The sequence below is a fragment of the Variovorax sp. GW822-FHT04E09 genome (assembly GCF_058800845.1).
This window is the reverse complement of record NZ_JBXAMR010000002.1, coordinates 389,162-404,517: the sequence shown is the minus strand read 5'-3', so window position 1 is coordinate 404,517 and position 15,356 is coordinate 389,162. Positions and strand designations below refer to the sequence as shown.

19 protein-coding genes are annotated in these 15,356 nt (G+C 68.7%); 15 read left to right on the top strand and 4 right to left on the bottom strand.

Annotation, left to right across the window (positions count from 1 at the left end; translation table 11 throughout):
• Nucleotides 1-116: 116 nt before the first annotated feature.
• Complete coding sequence (gene aroQ, locus AC1RL8_RS09255) at nucleotides 117-557, bottom strand: type II 3-dehydroquinate dehydratase (RefSeq protein ID WP_062470706.1); 441 nt, start codon at nucleotides 555-557, stop codon at nucleotides 117-119.
• A 44-nt stretch (nucleotides 558-601) separates the two neighbouring features.
• Nucleotides 602-1,600 (bottom strand): LysR family transcriptional regulator, encoded by a 999-nt coding sequence (locus tag AC1RL8_RS09250; protein WP_492685119.1) that lies wholly within the window; start codon nucleotides 1,598-1,600, stop codon nucleotides 602-604.
• Between the two features lie 171 nt (nucleotides 1,601-1,771).
• Between AC1RL8_RS09250 and AC1RL8_RS09245 the strand changes: the two genes are divergently transcribed.
• Genes AC1RL8_RS09245 through AC1RL8_RS09200 form a run of 10 tightly spaced genes read left to right on the top strand, consistent with a single transcriptional unit; the run spans nucleotide 1,772 to nucleotide 8,910 of the window.
• Nucleotides 1,772-2,446 carry a Rieske 2Fe-2S domain-containing protein gene (locus AC1RL8_RS09245; protein ID WP_492685118.1) on the top strand — a complete coding sequence of 225 codons (675 nt, stop codon included), beginning with the start codon at nucleotides 1,772-1,774 and terminating at the stop codon, nucleotides 2,444-2,446.
• Between the two features lie 19 nt (nucleotides 2,447-2,465).
• The gene (locus AC1RL8_RS09240) at nucleotides 2,466-3,311 is read left to right on the top strand and encodes an aromatic ring-hydroxylating dioxygenase subunit alpha (protein ID WP_492685117.1); all 846 of its coding nucleotides are present in this window, start codon (nucleotides 2,466-2,468) and stop codon (nucleotides 3,309-3,311) included.
• Complete coding sequence (locus tag AC1RL8_RS09235) at nucleotides 3,308-3,958, top strand: glutathione S-transferase family protein (protein ID WP_492685116.1); 651 nt, start codon at nucleotides 3,308-3,310, stop codon at nucleotides 3,956-3,958. The genes AC1RL8_RS09240 and AC1RL8_RS09235 overlap by 4 nt, the downstream gene beginning before the upstream one ends.
• 52 nt (nucleotides 3,959-4,010) lie before the next feature.
• Entirely contained in the window at nucleotides 4,011-5,117 is a 1,107-nt protein-coding gene (locus tag AC1RL8_RS09230) for an S-(hydroxymethyl)glutathione dehydrogenase/class III alcohol dehydrogenase (RefSeq protein WP_492685115.1), read from the top strand.
• Nucleotides 5,118-5,136: 19 nt separating this feature from the next.
• Nucleotides 5,137-6,066, top strand: coding sequence for an alpha/beta fold hydrolase (locus tag AC1RL8_RS09225; protein ID WP_492685114.1), 930 nt, complete (start codon nucleotides 5,137-5,139; stop codon nucleotides 6,064-6,066).
• Entirely contained in the window at nucleotides 6,063-6,941 is an 879-nt protein-coding gene (gene fghA, locus AC1RL8_RS09220) for an S-formylglutathione hydrolase (protein ID WP_492685113.1), read from the top strand. Before AC1RL8_RS09225 ends, fghA begins: the two co-directional genes overlap by 4 nt.
• 37 nt (nucleotides 6,942-6,978) lie before the next feature.
• The gene (locus tag AC1RL8_RS09215; protein WP_492685112.1) at nucleotides 6,979-7,482 is read left to right on the top strand and encodes a GNAT family N-acetyltransferase; all 504 of its coding nucleotides are present in this window, start codon (nucleotides 6,979-6,981) and stop codon (nucleotides 7,480-7,482) included.
• Nucleotides 7,483-7,508: 26 nt separating this feature from the next.
• Nucleotides 7,509-7,904 carry a VOC family protein gene (locus tag AC1RL8_RS09210; protein ID WP_492685111.1) on the top strand — a complete coding sequence of 132 codons (396 nt, stop codon included), beginning with the start codon at nucleotides 7,509-7,511 and terminating at the stop codon, nucleotides 7,902-7,904.
• Nucleotides 7,901-8,287 (top strand): TfoX/Sxy family protein, encoded by a 387-nt coding sequence (locus AC1RL8_RS09205; protein ID WP_139706473.1) that lies wholly within the window; start codon nucleotides 7,901-7,903, stop codon nucleotides 8,285-8,287. Before AC1RL8_RS09210 ends, AC1RL8_RS09205 begins: the two co-directional genes overlap by 4 nt.
• On the top strand, nucleotides 8,284-8,910 hold the full coding sequence (locus AC1RL8_RS09200) for a 3'-5' exonuclease (protein WP_492685110.1): 627 nt from the start codon (nucleotides 8,284-8,286) through the stop codon (nucleotides 8,908-8,910). The genes AC1RL8_RS09205 and AC1RL8_RS09200 overlap by 4 nt, the downstream gene beginning before the upstream one ends.
• Nucleotides 8,911-8,920: 10 nt before the next feature.
• Here AC1RL8_RS09200 and AC1RL8_RS09195 read toward each other — a convergent pair whose 3' ends face one another.
• Complete coding sequence (locus tag AC1RL8_RS09195; RefSeq protein ID WP_492685109.1) at nucleotides 8,921-9,649, bottom strand: alpha/beta fold hydrolase; 729 nt, start codon at nucleotides 9,647-9,649, stop codon at nucleotides 8,921-8,923.
• Between the two features lie 168 nt (nucleotides 9,650-9,817).
• Between AC1RL8_RS09195 and AC1RL8_RS09190 the strand changes: the two genes are divergently transcribed.
• The 5 genes from AC1RL8_RS09190 to AC1RL8_RS09170 all read left to right on the top strand — a co-directional run bounded on the left by AC1RL8_RS09190 (nucleotide 9,818) and on the right by AC1RL8_RS09170 (nucleotide 14,069).
• Nucleotides 9,818-10,135, top strand: coding sequence for an ArsR/SmtB family transcription factor (locus AC1RL8_RS09190; protein ID WP_492685108.1), 318 nt, complete (start codon nucleotides 9,818-9,820; stop codon nucleotides 10,133-10,135).
• 303 nt (nucleotides 10,136-10,438) lie between these two features.
• Nucleotides 10,439-11,725 carry an arsenic transporter gene (locus AC1RL8_RS09185; RefSeq protein WP_492685107.1) on the top strand — a complete coding sequence of 429 codons (1,287 nt, stop codon included), beginning with the start codon at nucleotides 10,439-10,441 and terminating at the stop codon, nucleotides 11,723-11,725.
• A gap of 36 nt (nucleotides 11,726-11,761) precedes the next feature.
• Nucleotides 11,762-12,193: an arsenate reductase (glutaredoxin) gene (arsC, locus tag AC1RL8_RS09180; RefSeq protein WP_492685106.1), complete on the top strand. Its 432-nt coding sequence runs from the start codon at nucleotides 11,762-11,764 to the stop codon at nucleotides 12,191-12,193.
• The gene (arsH, locus tag AC1RL8_RS09175; RefSeq protein WP_492685105.1) at nucleotides 12,177-12,896 is read left to right on the top strand and encodes an arsenical resistance protein ArsH; all 720 of its coding nucleotides are present in this window, start codon (nucleotides 12,177-12,179) and stop codon (nucleotides 12,894-12,896) included. The genes arsC and arsH overlap by 17 nt, the downstream gene beginning before the upstream one ends.
• Nucleotides 12,897-13,043: 147 nt before the next feature.
• Nucleotides 13,044-14,069, top strand: coding sequence for an AraC family transcriptional regulator (locus AC1RL8_RS09170; RefSeq protein ID WP_492685104.1), 1,026 nt, complete (start codon nucleotides 13,044-13,046; stop codon nucleotides 14,067-14,069).
• A gap of 10 nt (nucleotides 14,070-14,079) precedes the next feature.
• On the opposite strand, the gene AC1RL8_RS09165 is transcribed toward AC1RL8_RS09170, so the two are convergent.
• Nucleotides 14,080-15,267: an ABC transporter substrate-binding protein gene (locus tag AC1RL8_RS09165; protein ID WP_489057511.1), complete on the bottom strand. Its 1,188-nt coding sequence runs from the start codon at nucleotides 15,265-15,267 to the stop codon at nucleotides 14,080-14,082.
• Nucleotides 15,268-15,356 lie beyond the last annotated feature (89 nt).

Sequence of the window (15,356 nt, the reverse complement as noted above, 5' to 3'; positions counted from 1 at the left end):
CCCCCGTGCGCAGGGCACTGGGTGCTTCCCGCAGCGAAATCAAGGAGGAGCCGAAGGCGGGGGACATTCGCGGAGGGAAGTACCCGGTGCCCTGCGCACGCCCCCGAAAGGCAACCTCAGGGAACCAGCGCGGCGATGGCCAGCGTGTACCCCTTCACCCCCAGCCCCACGATGATCCCGCGCGCCGCAGGCGAGATGTACGAGTGGTGGCGAAACTCTTCCCGCGCATGCACGTTCGAGATGTGCAGCTCGATCAGCGGCACGCTCGCCCCCTTGATGGCGTCGTGCAGCGCGATCGACGTGTGGGTGTAGGCCCCCGGGTTCATCACCACGCCCAGCATGTTGCCGGCCGCCACTTCGCGGCCCGCCTCCTGGACCCAGTCGATCAGCACGCCTTCGTGGTTCGACTGGCGGCACTCGATCTCGACGCCGAGTTTCGCGCCCGTCTCCTTGCACAGGCGCTCCACGTCGGCGAGCGTGTCGCGGCCGTACTGTTCGGGCTCGCGCGTGCCGAGCAGGTTGAGGTTGGGGCCGTTGAGAACGAGGATTTTCTTCATGATGGATCGGTGAAGGAAGCAGACGGATGCAGGAAGAAGGCCGATTATGGTCGCGCTGCAGACCGCGCCCGACGCGCCGAAGACGACACCGCCGCCGTCGACCCCACGTAGTGGTTGTACGACCCGATGTCCGCCACGCAGCGCGCCATCAGGTCGACGAAGGCCCGTAGTTTCTGCCCCATGTAGCGCTGCCGCTGGTAGGCGCAGTACAGCCGCCGCGCCTCCGGCGGCCACTGCGGCAGCACCGGCACCAGCACGCCCTGCGCCACCTCGGGGCCGGCAAAGAACACCGGCAGCGGCGCAATGCCCAGGCCGTCGATGCAGAAAGTCTTCATCACCCAGTGGTCGTTGGTCTCGAAGGCCGGCTCCGTGCGCACCACGTGGCGCCCCGAGGCCTGCTGCGACACCAGCCGCAGCGGCGACGGCGGCCCCGACGGCTCGCGCATCGCGATCATCCGGTGCTGCGCCAGCGCTTCGGGCGTCTGCGGCGTGCCGTGCCGCGCCAGGTACTGCGGGCTGGCGTACAGGCCGTAGGCCAGCCGGCCCAGCAGCTTGGCGACCAGGTCCGGCAGGTCGGGCGGCGCCGAGCCCACATAGCAGTCGACCTCGCCGATCTGCGGGGCCTGCGCGCCGTTCGCCACGTCGAGCTGGCAGCGCACGTTCGGGTGCGATTCGAGAAAGATCCGCACCACATGGCAGACGAAGGAGGTGCTGAACTGCGTGTCGGACAGCAGCGTGAGCCGCCCCGACACCCCGCCCGTGAGCTCCTGCACCTCGGTGCGCGCCGTTTCCAGCCGGCCGCTCACCTCGCCGAGCAGCCCCTCGCAGCGTGCGAAGAACGCACGCCCGGCCTCCGTGGGCGCGATGCGGCGCGAGCTGCGCAGCAGCAGCTGGGCGCCCAGCAGTTCCTCCAGCCGGGTGAGCTGCCGGCTCAGCGTGGCCTTCGACACGCCCGACAGGCTCTCGGCCTTGGTCAGGCTGCCACTCTTCATCACGAGCACGAAGGCCTCGACCAGCGCGAGGTCGATGCGCCCTGCGCTCATGAATGCCCCCGCTGTGGAAGTCGTCGTTGCAGGAATGAAAAGGAGCGTCTTGGCATGGGGCTTTCATCGGTGCGGCGGACACGCTACGGTAGGCGGCACCGCCAACAAGGGCATGGCCGATGCTATGCCGATTTGTGGCGCCCTTTCCCGCCGCCCCCACGATCAAGACCCATGAATCCCTCAGCCACCTGGCATCCCGTCACGCCCTCCGCCGAGGTGCGCGCCGGCGCCAACATCGTCGCCGGCTTTGCGCAAGGCCAGGAGCTCGCGCTGTGGCGCGCAGCCGATGGCTCGCCGCAGGCCTGGGAGAACCGCTGTCCGCACCGCAGCGTGCGCTTCACGCTCGGCCAGGTGACCGGCGGCGACCGCCTGGCCTGCGCCTACCACGGCTGGCAGTACGAGGCCGGCAGCGGCGCCTGCGTGCGCATCCCGGCGCACCCGGCCATGCCGGCGCCGCGCAATGTCTGCGCGAAGGTGTTCGCCACGGCGGATGCGGCGGGCATGCTGTGGGTGCGCCTCGCGGCCGACGGCGCAGATGCGCCGCCCGAGCTGGCCGACGCCGTGCCCGCCGGCTGGCACCTCGCCCGCACGCTGACCCTGCGCGTGGCCGCCTCCGAGGTGCGCGCTGCGCTGGCGCCGCATGGCTTCGCGTCGACAGGAACGCCCGACGCATGGCAAGGCACGCTGGGCGAATCGCCCGTCGCCGCGCTGCTGCTCGACGCCCAACCGCAGCTGAGCTTCCTGCACCTGTGGACCGACGCAGCCCCCGGCTCCGACGCGATGGCCCGGGTGCATCGCGCGGCGCGCCAGTTGCGCAGCGACATCGAAGCCGCTGCATCGCACTGAACAAGAAGAAAGAAGCAACATGCCCTTCGTCACCGACGATCCCAACATGCTCGACGACTGGCTCGTCGTCGGCCCCGCCGGCGGCTTGCCACGCACGGCGCGGCTGCTTGGCGAAACCCTGCACCTGCACACCGATGCCGACGGCGTGCCGCACGCCCTTCTCGGCACCGACGAACTGACCGTGCAATCGCGCTACGGCTGCCTCTGGGTCTGCCCCAGCGGCCGCCCGGCGCGCCCGCTGTTCGCCTTCCCCGAATACGACGAACCCGGCCGCCGCATCGTCGATTGCGGCGGGCTCGGCGTGGCCGTGTCGGGCCTGCGCGTGATCGAGAACTTCCTGGACATGGCGCACTTTCCCTTCGTGCACCCCGACTACCTCGGCAAGGTGCCGCACACCGAAGTGGCCAAGTACAACGTCGAGGTCGATGCCGCCACCGACGAGATCTGGGCCACCGACTGCCGCTTCTGGCAACCCCGCGCCTCCGCCGCCCACGACACGGGCAGCGAGGTGTTCTACAAGTACCGCGTGATGCAGCCCTTCTCGGCCATGCTCTACAAGTCGAGCCACCGGCCCGACAAGCTCGACGCCATCGGCCTCTTCCTGCAACCGGTGGACGACGAGCACGTCATCGCCCACACGCTGCTGGCCTACTTCGACGACGTGTCGAGCGACGCCGAGCTCATCGCCTTCCAGCACACGATCTTCGGGCAGGACAAGCCAATCCTGGAGAACCACGCCTTCAAGCGCATGCCGCTCGAAGGCCGCGCCGAGACGCCCACGCGCGGCGACACCACCTCCGTCACCTACCGCCGCTGGCTGCGCGAGCGCGGCATGCGCTTCGGCACCGCGAGGGCCGCCGCATGACCGTCCAGCTCTACGACTACCCGCTCTCTGGCAACTGCTTCAAGGTGCGGCAGATGCTGCTGTGGCTCGGCGTGGACCACGCGAGCGTGCCGGTCGATTTCCATCCGGGCCGCGAACACAAGTCCGCCAGATTCCTCGAGCAGGTCAACCCGCTCGGCCAGCTCCCGGTGATCGACGACGAAGGCTTCGTGCTGCGCGACGCGCAGGCCATCCTGGTCTACCTCGCGAGCCGCTACGACGACCCACGGCAGCGCTGGTACCCCGCCGACCCGAAGCTGCGCGGCCAGGTCGCGATGTGGCTCGCCATGGCCGACGAGATCACGCGCACCGCCTCGGCCGCCCGGCTGCACGACGCGCTGGGCTACACCCACCTGGACATCGAGGCCTGCCGGCGCGGTGCGCGCGCGGCCTTCCGCGTGCTCGACGACCACCTGGCCGAGCAGCACGCCGCCACCGGCCTGCGCTGGCTCGTGGCGGCGCCCGAGCCGACCATTGCCGACCTCGCCTGCTTCCCGTACGTGGCGCTGGCGGGTGAAGGCGGCATCTCGCTCGACGAGTTTCCCGCGCTGCGCCGCTGGGTCTGGGACTTTCGTCACCTGCCGGGCTTTGTGGGCATGTCGGGTATCTTCCCGGCTGGCCCCGCCTGAAGGCTCGCCTGAGTATCCTTGTCCCCCTCCGCTCTCTGAAGAACCGAATCCCATGAAAACCAAAGCCGCCGTCGCCTGGCAAGCAGGCCAACCCCTGACCATCGAAACCGTGGACCTCCAGGACCCGAAGTTCGGTGAAGTGCTGGTCGAGATCAAGGCCACCGGCATCTGCCACACCGACTACTACACGCTCTCGGGCGCCGACCCCGAAGGCATCTTCCCCGCCATCCTGGGCCATGAAGGCGCGGGCATCGTGGTCGACGTCGGCCCCGGCGTCACCACCCTGAAAAAGGGTGACCACGTCATTCCGCTGTACACGCCCGAATGCCGCCAGTGCAAGTTCTGCCTGAGCCGCAAGACCAACCTGTGCCAGCTGATCCGCGGCACGCAGGGCAAGGGCCTGATGCCCGACGCCACCAGCCGCTTCAGCCTCGACGGCAAGCCCATCTTCCATTACATGGGCACCAGCACCTTCAGCAACTACACGGTGGCACCCGAGATCTCGCTGGCCAAAATCCGCGAAGACGCGCCCTTCGACAAGGTCTGCTACATCGGCTGCGGCGTCACCACCGGCATCGGCGCGGTGATCTTCACGGCCAAGGTCGAAGCCGGCGCGAACGTCGTAGTGTTCGGCCTGGGCGGCATCGGCCTGAACGTGATCCAGGGCGCCAAGATGGTGGGCGCCGACAAGATCATCGGCGTCGACCTGAACCCCGAGCGCGAAGCCATGGCGCGCCAGTTCGGCATGACCCACTTCATCAACCCCAAGACCACCGAGAACGTGGTCGACGCCATCGTGCAGCTGACCGACGGCGGCGCCGACTACAGCTTCGAGTGCATCGGCAACACGCAGGTGATGCGCCAGGCGCTCGAATGCACGCACAAGGGCTGGGGCCGCAGCATCATCATCGGCGTGGCCGAGGCCGGCGCCGAGATCAGCACGCGCCCGTTCCAGCTGGTCACCGGCCGCAAGTGGGAAGGCTCGGCCTTCGGCGGCGCGCGCGGGCGCACCGACGTGCCGAAGATCGTCGACTGGTATATGGAAGGCAAGATCAACATCGACGACCTGATCACGCACACCATGCCGCTGGAAGACATCAACAAGGGCTTCGACCTCATGAAGCGCGGCGAATCGATCCGCGGCGTGGTCCTGTACTGAGCCCGAGGAGGCGCCCGCCATGAACCGCATGGAACCATTGCGCACCATCGAAGCGGGCGTCCTCGAGATCGCCTATTACGAAGCCGGCCCGGCCGACGGCCCGCCCGTGCTGCTGATGCACGGCTTTCCGTACGACATTCACACTTACGCCGAAGTCGCGCCGATGCTGGCCGCCCAAGGCTGCCGCGTGATCGTGCCGTACATGCGCGGCTACGGCGCCACGCGCTTCCTGAGTGACGCCACGCCGCGCTCGGGCGAACAGGCGGCCTTCGGCGCCGACCTGCTCGCGCTGCTCGACGCGCTGAAGATCGAGCGCGCCGTGCTCGCCGGCTACGACTGGGGCGGCCGCGCCGCCTGCGTGGTGGCGGCGCTGTGGCCCGAACGCTGCGCGGGGCTGGTCTCGCTCAACAGCTACAACATCCAGAACATCGCCCAGGCGATGGAACCCGACACGCCCGCCAACGAGCACAGCCTCTGGTACCAGTACTACTTCCACAGCGAACGCGGTCGCGCCGGCCTTGCGAAGGACCGCAAGGCCCTCACCAAATTGCTGTGGCAGCTGTGGTCGCCGACCTGGCGCTTCGACGACGCCACCTTCGAACGCAGCGCCGCCGCCTTCGACCACCCCGACTTCGTCGACGTGGTGATCCATTCGTACCGTCACCGCTTCGGCCTCGTGCCCGGCGACCCGGCCTGTGCCGACATCGAACGCCGCCTTGCCGCGCAGCCGACGATCACCGTGCCCGCCATCACCTTCGACGGCATCGACGACGGCGTGCGACCGCCCGCCGATGCCTCGGCCCACGCGCACCGCTTCAGCGGGCCGCGCTCGCACCGCCTCGTGCCCGGCGCGGGCCACAACCTGCCGCAGGAAGCGCCGCGCACCTTCGCCGACGCCGTGCTCGAACTCGTGCCCGCACTGCGCAGCCAGACGACCTCTTCTTCATGACCGACACCGCCCCCACCCTCCTTTCCGAACACCACGCCTTCGGCGGCGTGCAGCGTTTCGTCGAGCACCGCTCGCACGAGATCGGCCTGCCGATGCGCTTCTCGGTCTACCTGCCGCCGCAGGCCGCACACACGCGCGTGCCCGCCCTGCTCTACCTTGCCGGCCTGACTTGCAACGAAGAGACCTTCGCGGTGAAGGCCGGCGCGCAGCGCATGGCCGCGAGCCTGGGCGTTGCGCTCATCGCGCCCGACACCAGCCCGCGCGGCGCCGAACCCGAAAGCCTGCCGGGCGCAAAAGACAGCTGGGACTTCGGCATCGGCGCCGGCTTCTACCTCGACGCCACCGCCGAGCCCTGGGCCACGCACTGGCGCATGGAAAGCTGGATCGTGCACGAGCTGCTGCCGCTGGTGGCCCGTCACTTTCCGGTCGACGGCGAGCGCATCGGCATCTTCGGCCACTCGATGGGCGGCCACGGCGCGCTCACGCTGGCGCTGCGGCATCCGGGGCGCTTCAAGTCGCTCTCGGCCTTCGCGCCGATCTGTGCGCCCACCCAGTGCCCGTGGGGCCAGAAAGCCTTCGCCGGCTACCTGGGCGAACCGGGCGACGACCGCGCGCAGTGGCTCGCGCACGACGCCAGCGCGCTGATGCAATCGCAGACCGTGGCGCCCTATCCGCAAGGCATCCTCATCGACCAAGGCCTGGCCGACAAATTCCTCGCCGAGCAGCTGCACCCCGACGTCTTCGAGGCCGCCTGCTTCGCCGCCGGCCAGCCGCTCACGCTGCGCCGCCATGCGGGCTACGACCACGGCTACTACTTCATCCAGAGCTTCATGGCCGACCACATCGCGCACCACGCGCAGACGCTGAACGCCTGACTACAAGGGGGTGCGGTTCGCACCCGGCGTGGCTATCATGGTCCGCATGTCTGCCGCCCAGATTCCTGCCTTCCAGCTGCGCTCGCGCGATGGCGGCGCCGAAGAGAACATGGTGCTCGCGGGCATCTGGCGCCGCGCCTGGGTGTCGGCCAACCGCAGCGCCGTCCACGTCGAGCCCATCGGCCACTGGCTGCGGCGCGTGCAGACCGAATTCATCCCGCCCGCCGACGTGGTGCTGGCCGAGCGCGACGGCCAGGTGCTGGCCTTCATGGTGCTGCTCACGGCGCGCGAGTACGTGGCCCAGCTCTTCGTCGAACCGCACCTGCGCAGCCAGGGCCTGGGCAAGGCGCTGCTCGACGAGGCCTGCGTGCGCATGCCGCACGGCTGGCGGCTGCACGTGGCCGTCACCAACACCGAGGCGCAGCGCTTCTACGAACGCTACGGCCTCGTGCGCGGCCTGGTCGACCGCCACCCGGGCAGCGGGCGCGAACGCATCGCCTACCATTGGTCGCCCAGCCGCGCGCCCTGGCGCACGGGCTGACACCCTCCGCACCTCCTTCCTGCCCCATGCGCATCCGCATCGACCACATCGCCCTCTGGACCACCGACCTCGAACGCTGCAAGCGCTTCTACGTCGACTACTTCGGCGCCACCGCCGGCGCCGGCTACGCCAACCCAGCCAAGGGCTTCGCCTCGTGCTTCCTGAGCCTGGGCGACGGCGCGCGCATCGAGGCCATGACCACGAGCACCCTCTCGCCCGTGGTCGCCGAGGCCGGCGCGCAGCGCATGGGCTGGACGCACTTGGCGATCTCGGTCGGCTCCGACGCCGAGGTCGATGCGCTCACGCAGCGGCTGAAGGCCGACGGCTACCCGCTGCTCGACGGCCCGCGCCGCACCGGCGACGGCTACTACGAGAGCGTGGTGCTCGACCCGGACGGCAACCGCATCGAGATCACGTCATGAGCGTTTTTGTCCAGAGCCTGCACGAGACCTTCGAACGCCTCGGCCGCATCGAGACCCGCCGCATGTTCGGCGGCCACGGCGTGTGGCACGAGGGCCGCATGATCGCGCTCGTCGCCAAGGACACGCTGTACCTCAAGTCCGATGCCGGCAGCGCCGCGCATTTCGACGCGCTGAACCTGCCGCCCTTCACCTACGTGCGCGAGGGCAAGGAGATGCCGATGTCGTACCGCCTCGCGCCGGCCGACCTGTTCGAAGACCGCGAGGAAGCCGCGCGCTGGGGCCGCCTGGCCTACGAAGCCGCGCTGCGCTCGGGCCAGCCGCCGAAGCCGAAGAAACCCAAACCCAAGACAACCCCCAAGGCCGCGAAAGCGAAGACCCGGTGAACGAACAGAACAACAACACCCACAGCCACCGACTCCCTCCGCTTCCCGAGCGCGAACAGATCGCACTGCTCGATCCCTTCGACAGCCTCGACCTGAAAGACATCGTGGTCGTCACCTCGCTCGCCGAAGCCGAGCGCGCCGCCGACGAATTGCTCGACGCCGGCGTGGCAGGCTTCGACACCGAGTCGCGCCCCACCTTTGCAAAGAACGAAGTGTCGACCGGCCCGCACGTGGTGCAGTTCGCCACGCGCGACACGGCCTGGCTGTTCCAGCTGCACCGCGACGAATGCAACCCCGTGGTCGCGGGCCTGCTCGCGTCCACCGAACTGCGCAAGGTCGGCTTCGGCCTTTCGAGCGACCTGTCGCTGATCCGCCTGCGGCTGGCCATTGCGCCGCAGGCCGTGTTCGACATCGACGACGAGTTCCGCCGACGCGGCTACCGCCGCTCGGTCGGCGTGAAGACGGCGGTGGCGCTGATGTTCAACCGCCGCTTCGCCAAGTCGCGCAAGGCGACCACCTCGAACTGGGCGCACAAGCAGCTCAGCGAATCGCAGATCCGCTACGCGGCCAACGATGCCTATGCGTCGCTGCGCGTGTTCGACGCGCTCTTTCCGAACGGCTGAACCTCCGCCCTCAGTCGCGCCCCGCTTCGAGGATCGCCTGCGCCAGCCGCTGCGGGTTCGAGAAGAACATCTCGTGGCTGCCGGGGCACTCCACGAGCCTGAACAACCCCAGCCGCTCCGACAGCCGCGGATGCCACGGCAGGCTGTGCGGCAGCGCCGTGTCCTGCTGGCAGTTGACGTACGACTTGCCCAGCCCCAGCGCCGCCAGCGGCTGCTTCAGCTGGATCTTGTCGGTGAAGGTGCGGTACGGGTGCGGGTTGAGCTTGTCGTAGGCGGCCTGCGCCAGCGCCAGGTCGGCGTCGTTGATGAAGGCCTCGCGCCAGATCTCGAAGGGCAGCATCACGGCGTTCTTGTTGGCCGCAGCCACTGCGTCGAACATGGTCACGTAATGCGGCGGCACCATGTCGTTGAGCGCCTCGCCGTCGAGCGGCACGAAGGCGTTGATGTAGACCAGCCGCCGCAGCCGCGCCGCGATGCGGTCGGCCACGCCCGAGATCACCATGCCGCCGTAGCTGTGGCCCACGAGCCGCACCTGCGTGAGGTCCTTGCCCTCGATGAAGCGGACCACCGAGGTGATGGCGTCGGCCAGGCCGGTGCCCGCGCGGTCGTCGCCGGGGTTGTTGCCTGCCACGGTGGGGCAATGCACGGTGTGGCCGGCCGCGCGCAGGCCGTCGGCCACGGCCTCCATTTCGGCGCCGGTGTGCCAGGCGCCGTGAACCAGAACATAGGTGTCGGACATGGGTGTCTCCTTCGTTGGATGCGTCGTTGGGGAATGAACCGAGGGCGACTGTAGAAAAAGCGGTACGTCGTGGATGGCCGTTACCTGCCAGGGCGATGGCCGATTCGCGCCACCGGTCTTTTTGTGCCGCGGGTTGCCTCGATTCAATAATTCAAAGATACTTGAATCATGGAAGAAAACGATGTGGTCCGCGCCTTGGGCGCACTCGCCCAACCCGTGCGCCTGCGGGTGTTCCGTGCCTTGGTGGTGGCGGGGCCCGACGGGCTGACGCCGGGTGCGCTGACTGAAGCACTAGAGGTGTCGGCGACGGGGCTGTCCTTTCATTTGAAGGAGCTGGTGAACGCGAGCTTGGTCTCGCAGGAGCGCCAGGGGCGCAACCTCATCTACCGCGCGTCGTTCGAGCGGATGAACGGCCTGCTCGGCTACCTCACCGAGAACTGCTGCCAGGGGGAAGCCTGCCTTCCCGCGAGCACCTGCGACTGCTGATATGAAAGCTTGTGCTGTTGCACGCAGCGTGCGTGCGCTCTGGCGTGCTCCCGCCGACGGGGCACCTTGCTCCGCGAATGTCCTCCGGCCTGCGGCCTCCCCCTTGATTTCGCTGCGCAAGGCGCCCCATCGACGTGAGCGTTGCGCGGTGCAGCCGTTGATCGGCCAGCACCACGACCGCGCTCGGCGTGCGCAGGACACCGGGTGCTTCCCGCAGCGAAATCAAGGAGGAGGCCGCAGGCCGGGGGACATTCGCGGAGGGAAGTACCCGGTGGCCTGTGCACACGCCCTGAACAGAAGAACATGATCCCCGCCCTCCTCATCTTCGCCGGCACATTGCTGCTCGTCATCTGGCAACCCCGCGGCCTCGGCATCGGCTGGAGCGCCTCCCTGGGCGCCGTCATCGCCCTGCTCTTCGGCGTGGTGCAGCTCACCGACATCCCCGTCGTCTGGGCCATCGTCTGGAACGCCACCGCGACCTTCATCGCCGTCATCCTCATCAGCCTGCTGCTCGACGAGGCCGGCTTCTTCGAGTGGGCCGCGCTGCACGTGGCCCGCTGGGGACGCGGCAACGGCCGGCGGCTGTTCGCCTTCATCGTGCTGCTGGGCGCCGCGGTCTCGGCCCTCTTTGCCAACGACGGCGCGGCGCTGATCCTCACGCCCATCGTGATGGCGATGCTCGTGGCGCTCGGCTTCACGCCGGCGACCACCCTGGCCTTCGTCATGGCGGCGGGTTTCATTGCCGACACGGCCAGCCTGCCGCTCATCGTGTCGAACCTCGTGAACATCGTGTCGGCCGACTTCTTCGGCATCGGTTTCAACGCCTACGCCTCGGTGATGGTGCCGGTCAACGTCGCGGCCGTGCTCGCGAGCCTGGGCGTGCTGCTGTGGTGCTTCCGGCGCGACATTCCCGCGCACTACGACATGGCCCGCCTCAAGCAACCCGCCGACGCGATCCGCGACCGCGACACCTTCCGCGCCGGCTGGGTCGTGCTCGCGCTGCTGCTCGTGGGCTTCTTCGGCCTGGAGCCGCTGGGCGTGCCGGTGAGCGCCGTGGCCGCCTTCGGCGCGGTGATCCTGCTCGCGGTGGCGGCGCGCGGCCCGGTGATCCACACGCGCCAGGTGCTGCGCGGCGCGCCCTGGCAGATCGTCGTCTTCTCGCTGGGCATGTACCTCGTGGTCTACGGGCTGCGCAACGCCGGACTCACCGGCCAGATCGCCACGCTGCTGAACCTGTTCGCGCAAGGCGGCGTCTGGGGCGCGGCCATGGGCACCGGCTTTCTCGCGGCGGTGCTCTCCTCGGTCATGAACAACATGCCGACCGTGCTGGTCGGTGCGCTGTCGATCGAGGCCTCGGGCGCGGCGGGCCTCGTGAAGGAGGCCATGGTCTATGCCAACGTGATCGGCTGCGACCTCGGCCCGAAGATCACGCCCATCGGCAGCCTCGCCACGCTGCTGTGGCTGCACGTGCTCTCGAAGAAGGGCATGACCATCACCTGGGGCCACTACTTCCGCATCGGCATCGTGCTGACCCTGCCCGTGCTGGCCGCCACGCTCGCCGCGCTGGCGCTGCGGCTCAGCCTGGGCTGACCCATTTTTCTTTCTTCTTCTCTCAACGAGCCTGCCATGAGCGACATCACCATCTATCACAACCCCGCCTGCGGCACCTCGCGCAACGTGCTCGCGCTGATCCGCAACACGGGCGACGAGCCCACCGTCATCGAGTACCTGAAGACACCGCCCGACCGCGCCACGCTCACGCAGCTCATCGCGGCAATGGGCGTGCCCGTGCGCGAGGTGCTGCGCCAGAAGGGCACGCCGTACGACGAACTGGGCCTGGGCGATCCGAAGTGGAGCGACGAACAGCTCATCGACTTCATGCTGCAGCACCCGATCCTCATCAACCGCCCCATCGTCGTCACGCCGCTGGGCACGCGCCTGTGCCGGCCTTCCGAGGCCGTGCTCGACATCCTGTCCAAGCCACAGCAAGGCGCGTTCGCCAAGGAAGACGGCGAAGCCGTGATCGACGCGAAAGGCCAGCGTGTCGCCAAGCCCTGATCTCCCGCAGCTCGACGCCGACGCGTTCCGTGTTCCCCGCCTGCAGGAGCTGCTTCCCACCGCACGCGCCACGCACGCACCGCGCATCCTGCTGCTGTACGGATCGCTGCGCGAGCGCTCCTACAGCCGCCTGCTGACCGAAGAGGCCGCGCGCCTGCTGCGCGCCATGGGTGCCGAGCCCCGCATCTACGACCCGCGCGGCCTGCCGCTGCCCGACGGCGAACCCGAAGACCATCCGAAGGTGCAGGAGCTGCGCGATCTCGCGCAGTGGGCCGAAGGCATGGTGTGGACCTCGCCGGAACGCCACGGCGCGATGACCGGGATCATGAAGGCGCAGATCGACTGGATTCCGCTGGCCGTCGGCTCGGTGCGGCCCACGCAGGGCAAGACGCTCGCGGTGATGGAAGTGTCGGGCGGCTCGCAGTCGTTCAACGCGGTGAACCAGCTGCGCGTGCTGGGCCGGTGGATGCGCATGATCACCATCCCCAACCAGTCGTCGGTGGCCAAGGCCTTCCTCGAGTTCGACGATGCGGGCCGCATGAAGCCCTCGCCCTACTACGAGCGCGTGGTCGACGTGATGGAAGAGCTGGTGAAGTTCACGCTGCTCACGCGCGACTGCGCGGGCCACCTGGTCGACCGCTACAGCGAGCGGCGCGAGAGCGCCGAAGCGCTGTCGAAGCGAGTGAATCTCCGCAGCATCTAGACACAAGCCGGGCAAGCTTCTTGCAACGGGGACGCCCGTTGCCCGGGCAACTCCCATGGCGGCGCGCGGCGCACCCACGTAGATTCCAGCGTAGAAAAAATCGTCCGTTTCCGTCGCTTTCCCCACTTTGGCCCCGCAGGAGTGTCCATGGACGCATGGTCGAGTCAGCAACTGTCCCCGCTGTACAGGCGCGAGGTCTTCCGCTCGCGCGAGGCCGAAGAGACCGACGCGCGCGTGGCGCGCGAACTGAAGCCGCACCGCAGCGCGTGGGGCGCGGGCGATGTCGATGCCGTCTTCTGCCGCGCCGAGATGAGCGCACTGTCGCTGTGCATCCTGCGCTACGGCTGCGACGTCGACATCGAGCCCGACGCGCTCGGCAACTTCGTGCTGGTGCAGATGCCGCTGCGCGGCCGTGCCGACATCCACACCGGCGGACAGACGCTGCAGATCCACCCCGGCCAGGGCGCCATCATTTCCGCCCACAAGCCGGTGCGCCTGCGCTGGCACGCCGACTGCGAACAGCTGATGCTGAAGATCGAACTCAGCCGCCTGCAGGAGGTCGCGCGCCATGCCTTCGCGCTGCGCGGCGGCGACACCGTCGGCGAGATCGATTTCGACATGCCCCTGCGCCTGGACGACGCGGCGGGCACGCAGTGGTGCCGCATGGTGGCGAGCCTGGCTTCGCTGCTGCCACCGAACGAGTTCGAGCGCCACGACCCGCGCTGGCTCGCGCACTGCGAAGACAACCTCATGCTCTACCTGCTGTGCCACCGGCCCAACTCGGTGCTGCAGCGGCATGCCGACGCACAGCGCGGCACCGAAGAAACCAGCCTGCGGCAGCTGCGGCGGGCTGAAGAATTCATGCGCGAGCGGCTCGACTCGCTGCTCTCGCTCGAAGAGGTGGCACAGGCCGCGGGCGTCACGCGCCGCGGCCTCGCCCTGCTCTTCAGGCGCCACCGCGACCTGTCGCCCGGCGAGGTGCTGCGCAACATGCGGCTCGATGCCGCGCACGCGCAGCTGGCGCGGCACGACGGCGCCAGCGTCACCGAGGTGGCGCTGAACTGCGGCTTCTCGCACCTGAGCCGCTTTGCCGCCTGCTACCGCGAGCGCTTCGGGCAACTGCCGCGCGACACCTCACGCGACCCCGCGCGGCTGCCTGCCGCGCGGCACTGAACACACATCCTCAGGACTTCATCGCGCACTGCGCGGCGGTGCGATCCTGGTAGCGCTCCAGCACGGTGCCGATCACCTTGTTGGCAATGCGCCCGCTGCCGTCCTTGGCGACCACACGCAGGTAGTAGTTCTGGATCGGGAAGTTGTTCGGCCCGTAGCGGAAATCGCCGCGCACCGACTTGTAGTTGGCCGCCTTGATCGCCTTGAGCAGCGCGGGCTTGTCGGCCACCTTGCCGCCGACGTCGCGCACGGCCGCATCCATCGCCATGAGCACGTCGTAGGCCTGGCCGGCATAGAACGACGGGTTGCGCCCGTTGTTCTGCTGGCGGAACGCGGCCACGAAGCGCTGGTTGGCCGGGTTGTCGAGGTCGAACGACCAGTGGGCGGTGTTGAACAGGCCCAGCATCGGCTCGCCGACAGCGGGAATCATGTCCTCGTCGGCCGAGAAGGCGGTGGAGATCAGCGCCACGTCTTTCGACAGCCCCGCGCCGACGAACTGCTTGATGAAGCTCACGCCCATCGCGCCGGGCAGGAAGAAGTACAGCGCATCGGGCTTCGAGGCGCGGATCTGCGCCAGCTCCGCCGAGTAGTCAAGCTGCCCGAGCTTGGTGTACAGCTCGTCGCCCACGGCGCCCTTGAAGGTGTGCTTGAAGCCGTTGATGGCGTCCTTGCCGCCGGGGTAGCTGGGCGCGATCATCGCGACCTTCTTGAAGCCCTTGTCGCTCGCGAACTTGCCGGCCGATTCGTAGTACGCGTCGTTCGGGTACGAAGCGCCGAAGAAGTACGGGTTGCAGCGCGCGCCCGAATAGTCGCTCGGGCCGGTGTTGCTCGACAGGTAAGGCACCTTGGCAGCGAAGAGCGGCGGGCCGACGGCCAGCGCGACCGACGAACCGACGGGCCCGGTGAACAGGTCGATCTTGTCGCGCAGCAGCATGCGCTCGACCACCTGGCGCGCCATCTCGGGGTTGCCGGCCGTGTCGGCTTCGACGAACTCCACCGGCACGCCGCCGAGCTTGCCGCCCAGCTGCTTCATCGCCACGGCGAAGCCGGCCTTGGCCTCGGCGCCGCCGACGGCAAACGGGCCGGACAGGTCCATCGCCAGGCCGACTTTCACGGTCTGCGCCTGCGCGGGTAAAGCCAGCGCGCCCACCAGGACGGTGAGCGCGCACAAGACGGATCGGGGCGTGGCCTGCGACATGAAAGGTCTCCTCGGGGTGAGTTCGTTGAACGTGGGGGGCTGCAAATGCAGGGCGCAGTCTCTGTGCGGCGGCGGCGCCCCGCTATCCG

Coding starts and splice junctions, on each gene's coding strand:
- fghA (WP_492685113.1), top strand. CDS start 6,063: ATGACCGACACCGCCCCCACCCTCCTTTCCGAACACCACGCCTTCGGC.
- AC1RL8_RS09165 (WP_489057511.1), bottom strand. CDS start 15,267: ATGTCGCAGGCCACGCCCCGATCCGTCTTGTGCGCGCTCACCGTCCTG.
- AC1RL8_RS09235 (WP_492685116.1), top strand. CDS start 3,308: ATGACCGTCCAGCTCTACGACTACCCGCTCTCTGGCAACTGCTTCAAG.
- aroQ (WP_062470706.1), bottom strand. CDS start 557: ATGAAGAAAATCCTCGTTCTCAACGGCCCCAACCTCAACCTGCTCGGC.
- arsC (WP_492685106.1), top strand. CDS start 11,762: ATGAGCGACATCACCATCTATCACAACCCCGCCTGCGGCACCTCGCGC.
- AC1RL8_RS09250 (WP_492685119.1), bottom strand. CDS start 1,600: ATGAGCGCAGGGCGCATCGACCTCGCGCTGGTCGAGGCCTTCGTGCTC.
- AC1RL8_RS09230 (WP_492685115.1), top strand. CDS start 4,011: ATGAAAACCAAAGCCGCCGTCGCCTGGCAAGCAGGCCAACCCCTGACC.
- AC1RL8_RS09185 (WP_492685107.1), top strand. CDS start 10,439: ATGATCCCCGCCCTCCTCATCTTCGCCGGCACATTGCTGCTCGTCATC.
- AC1RL8_RS09225 (WP_492685114.1), top strand. CDS start 5,137: ATGAACCGCATGGAACCATTGCGCACCATCGAAGCGGGCGTCCTCGAG.
- AC1RL8_RS09170 (WP_492685104.1), top strand. CDS start 13,044: ATGGACGCATGGTCGAGTCAGCAACTGTCCCCGCTGTACAGGCGCGAG.
- AC1RL8_RS09245 (WP_492685118.1), top strand. CDS start 1,772: ATGAATCCCTCAGCCACCTGGCATCCCGTCACGCCCTCCGCCGAGGTG.
- AC1RL8_RS09205 (WP_139706473.1), top strand. CDS start 7,901: ATGAGCGTTTTTGTCCAGAGCCTGCACGAGACCTTCGAACGCCTCGGC.
- AC1RL8_RS09195 (WP_492685109.1), bottom strand. CDS start 9,649: ATGTCCGACACCTATGTTCTGGTTCACGGCGCCTGGCACACCGGCGCC.
- AC1RL8_RS09215 (WP_492685112.1), top strand. CDS start 6,979: ATGGTCCGCATGTCTGCCGCCCAGATTCCTGCCTTCCAGCTGCGCTCG.
- AC1RL8_RS09240 (WP_492685117.1), top strand. CDS start 2,466: ATGCCCTTCGTCACCGACGATCCCAACATGCTCGACGACTGGCTCGTC.
- AC1RL8_RS09190 (WP_492685108.1), top strand. CDS start 9,818: ATGGAAGAAAACGATGTGGTCCGCGCCTTGGGCGCACTCGCCCAACCC.
- AC1RL8_RS09210 (WP_492685111.1), top strand. CDS start 7,509: ATGCGCATCCGCATCGACCACATCGCCCTCTGGACCACCGACCTCGAA.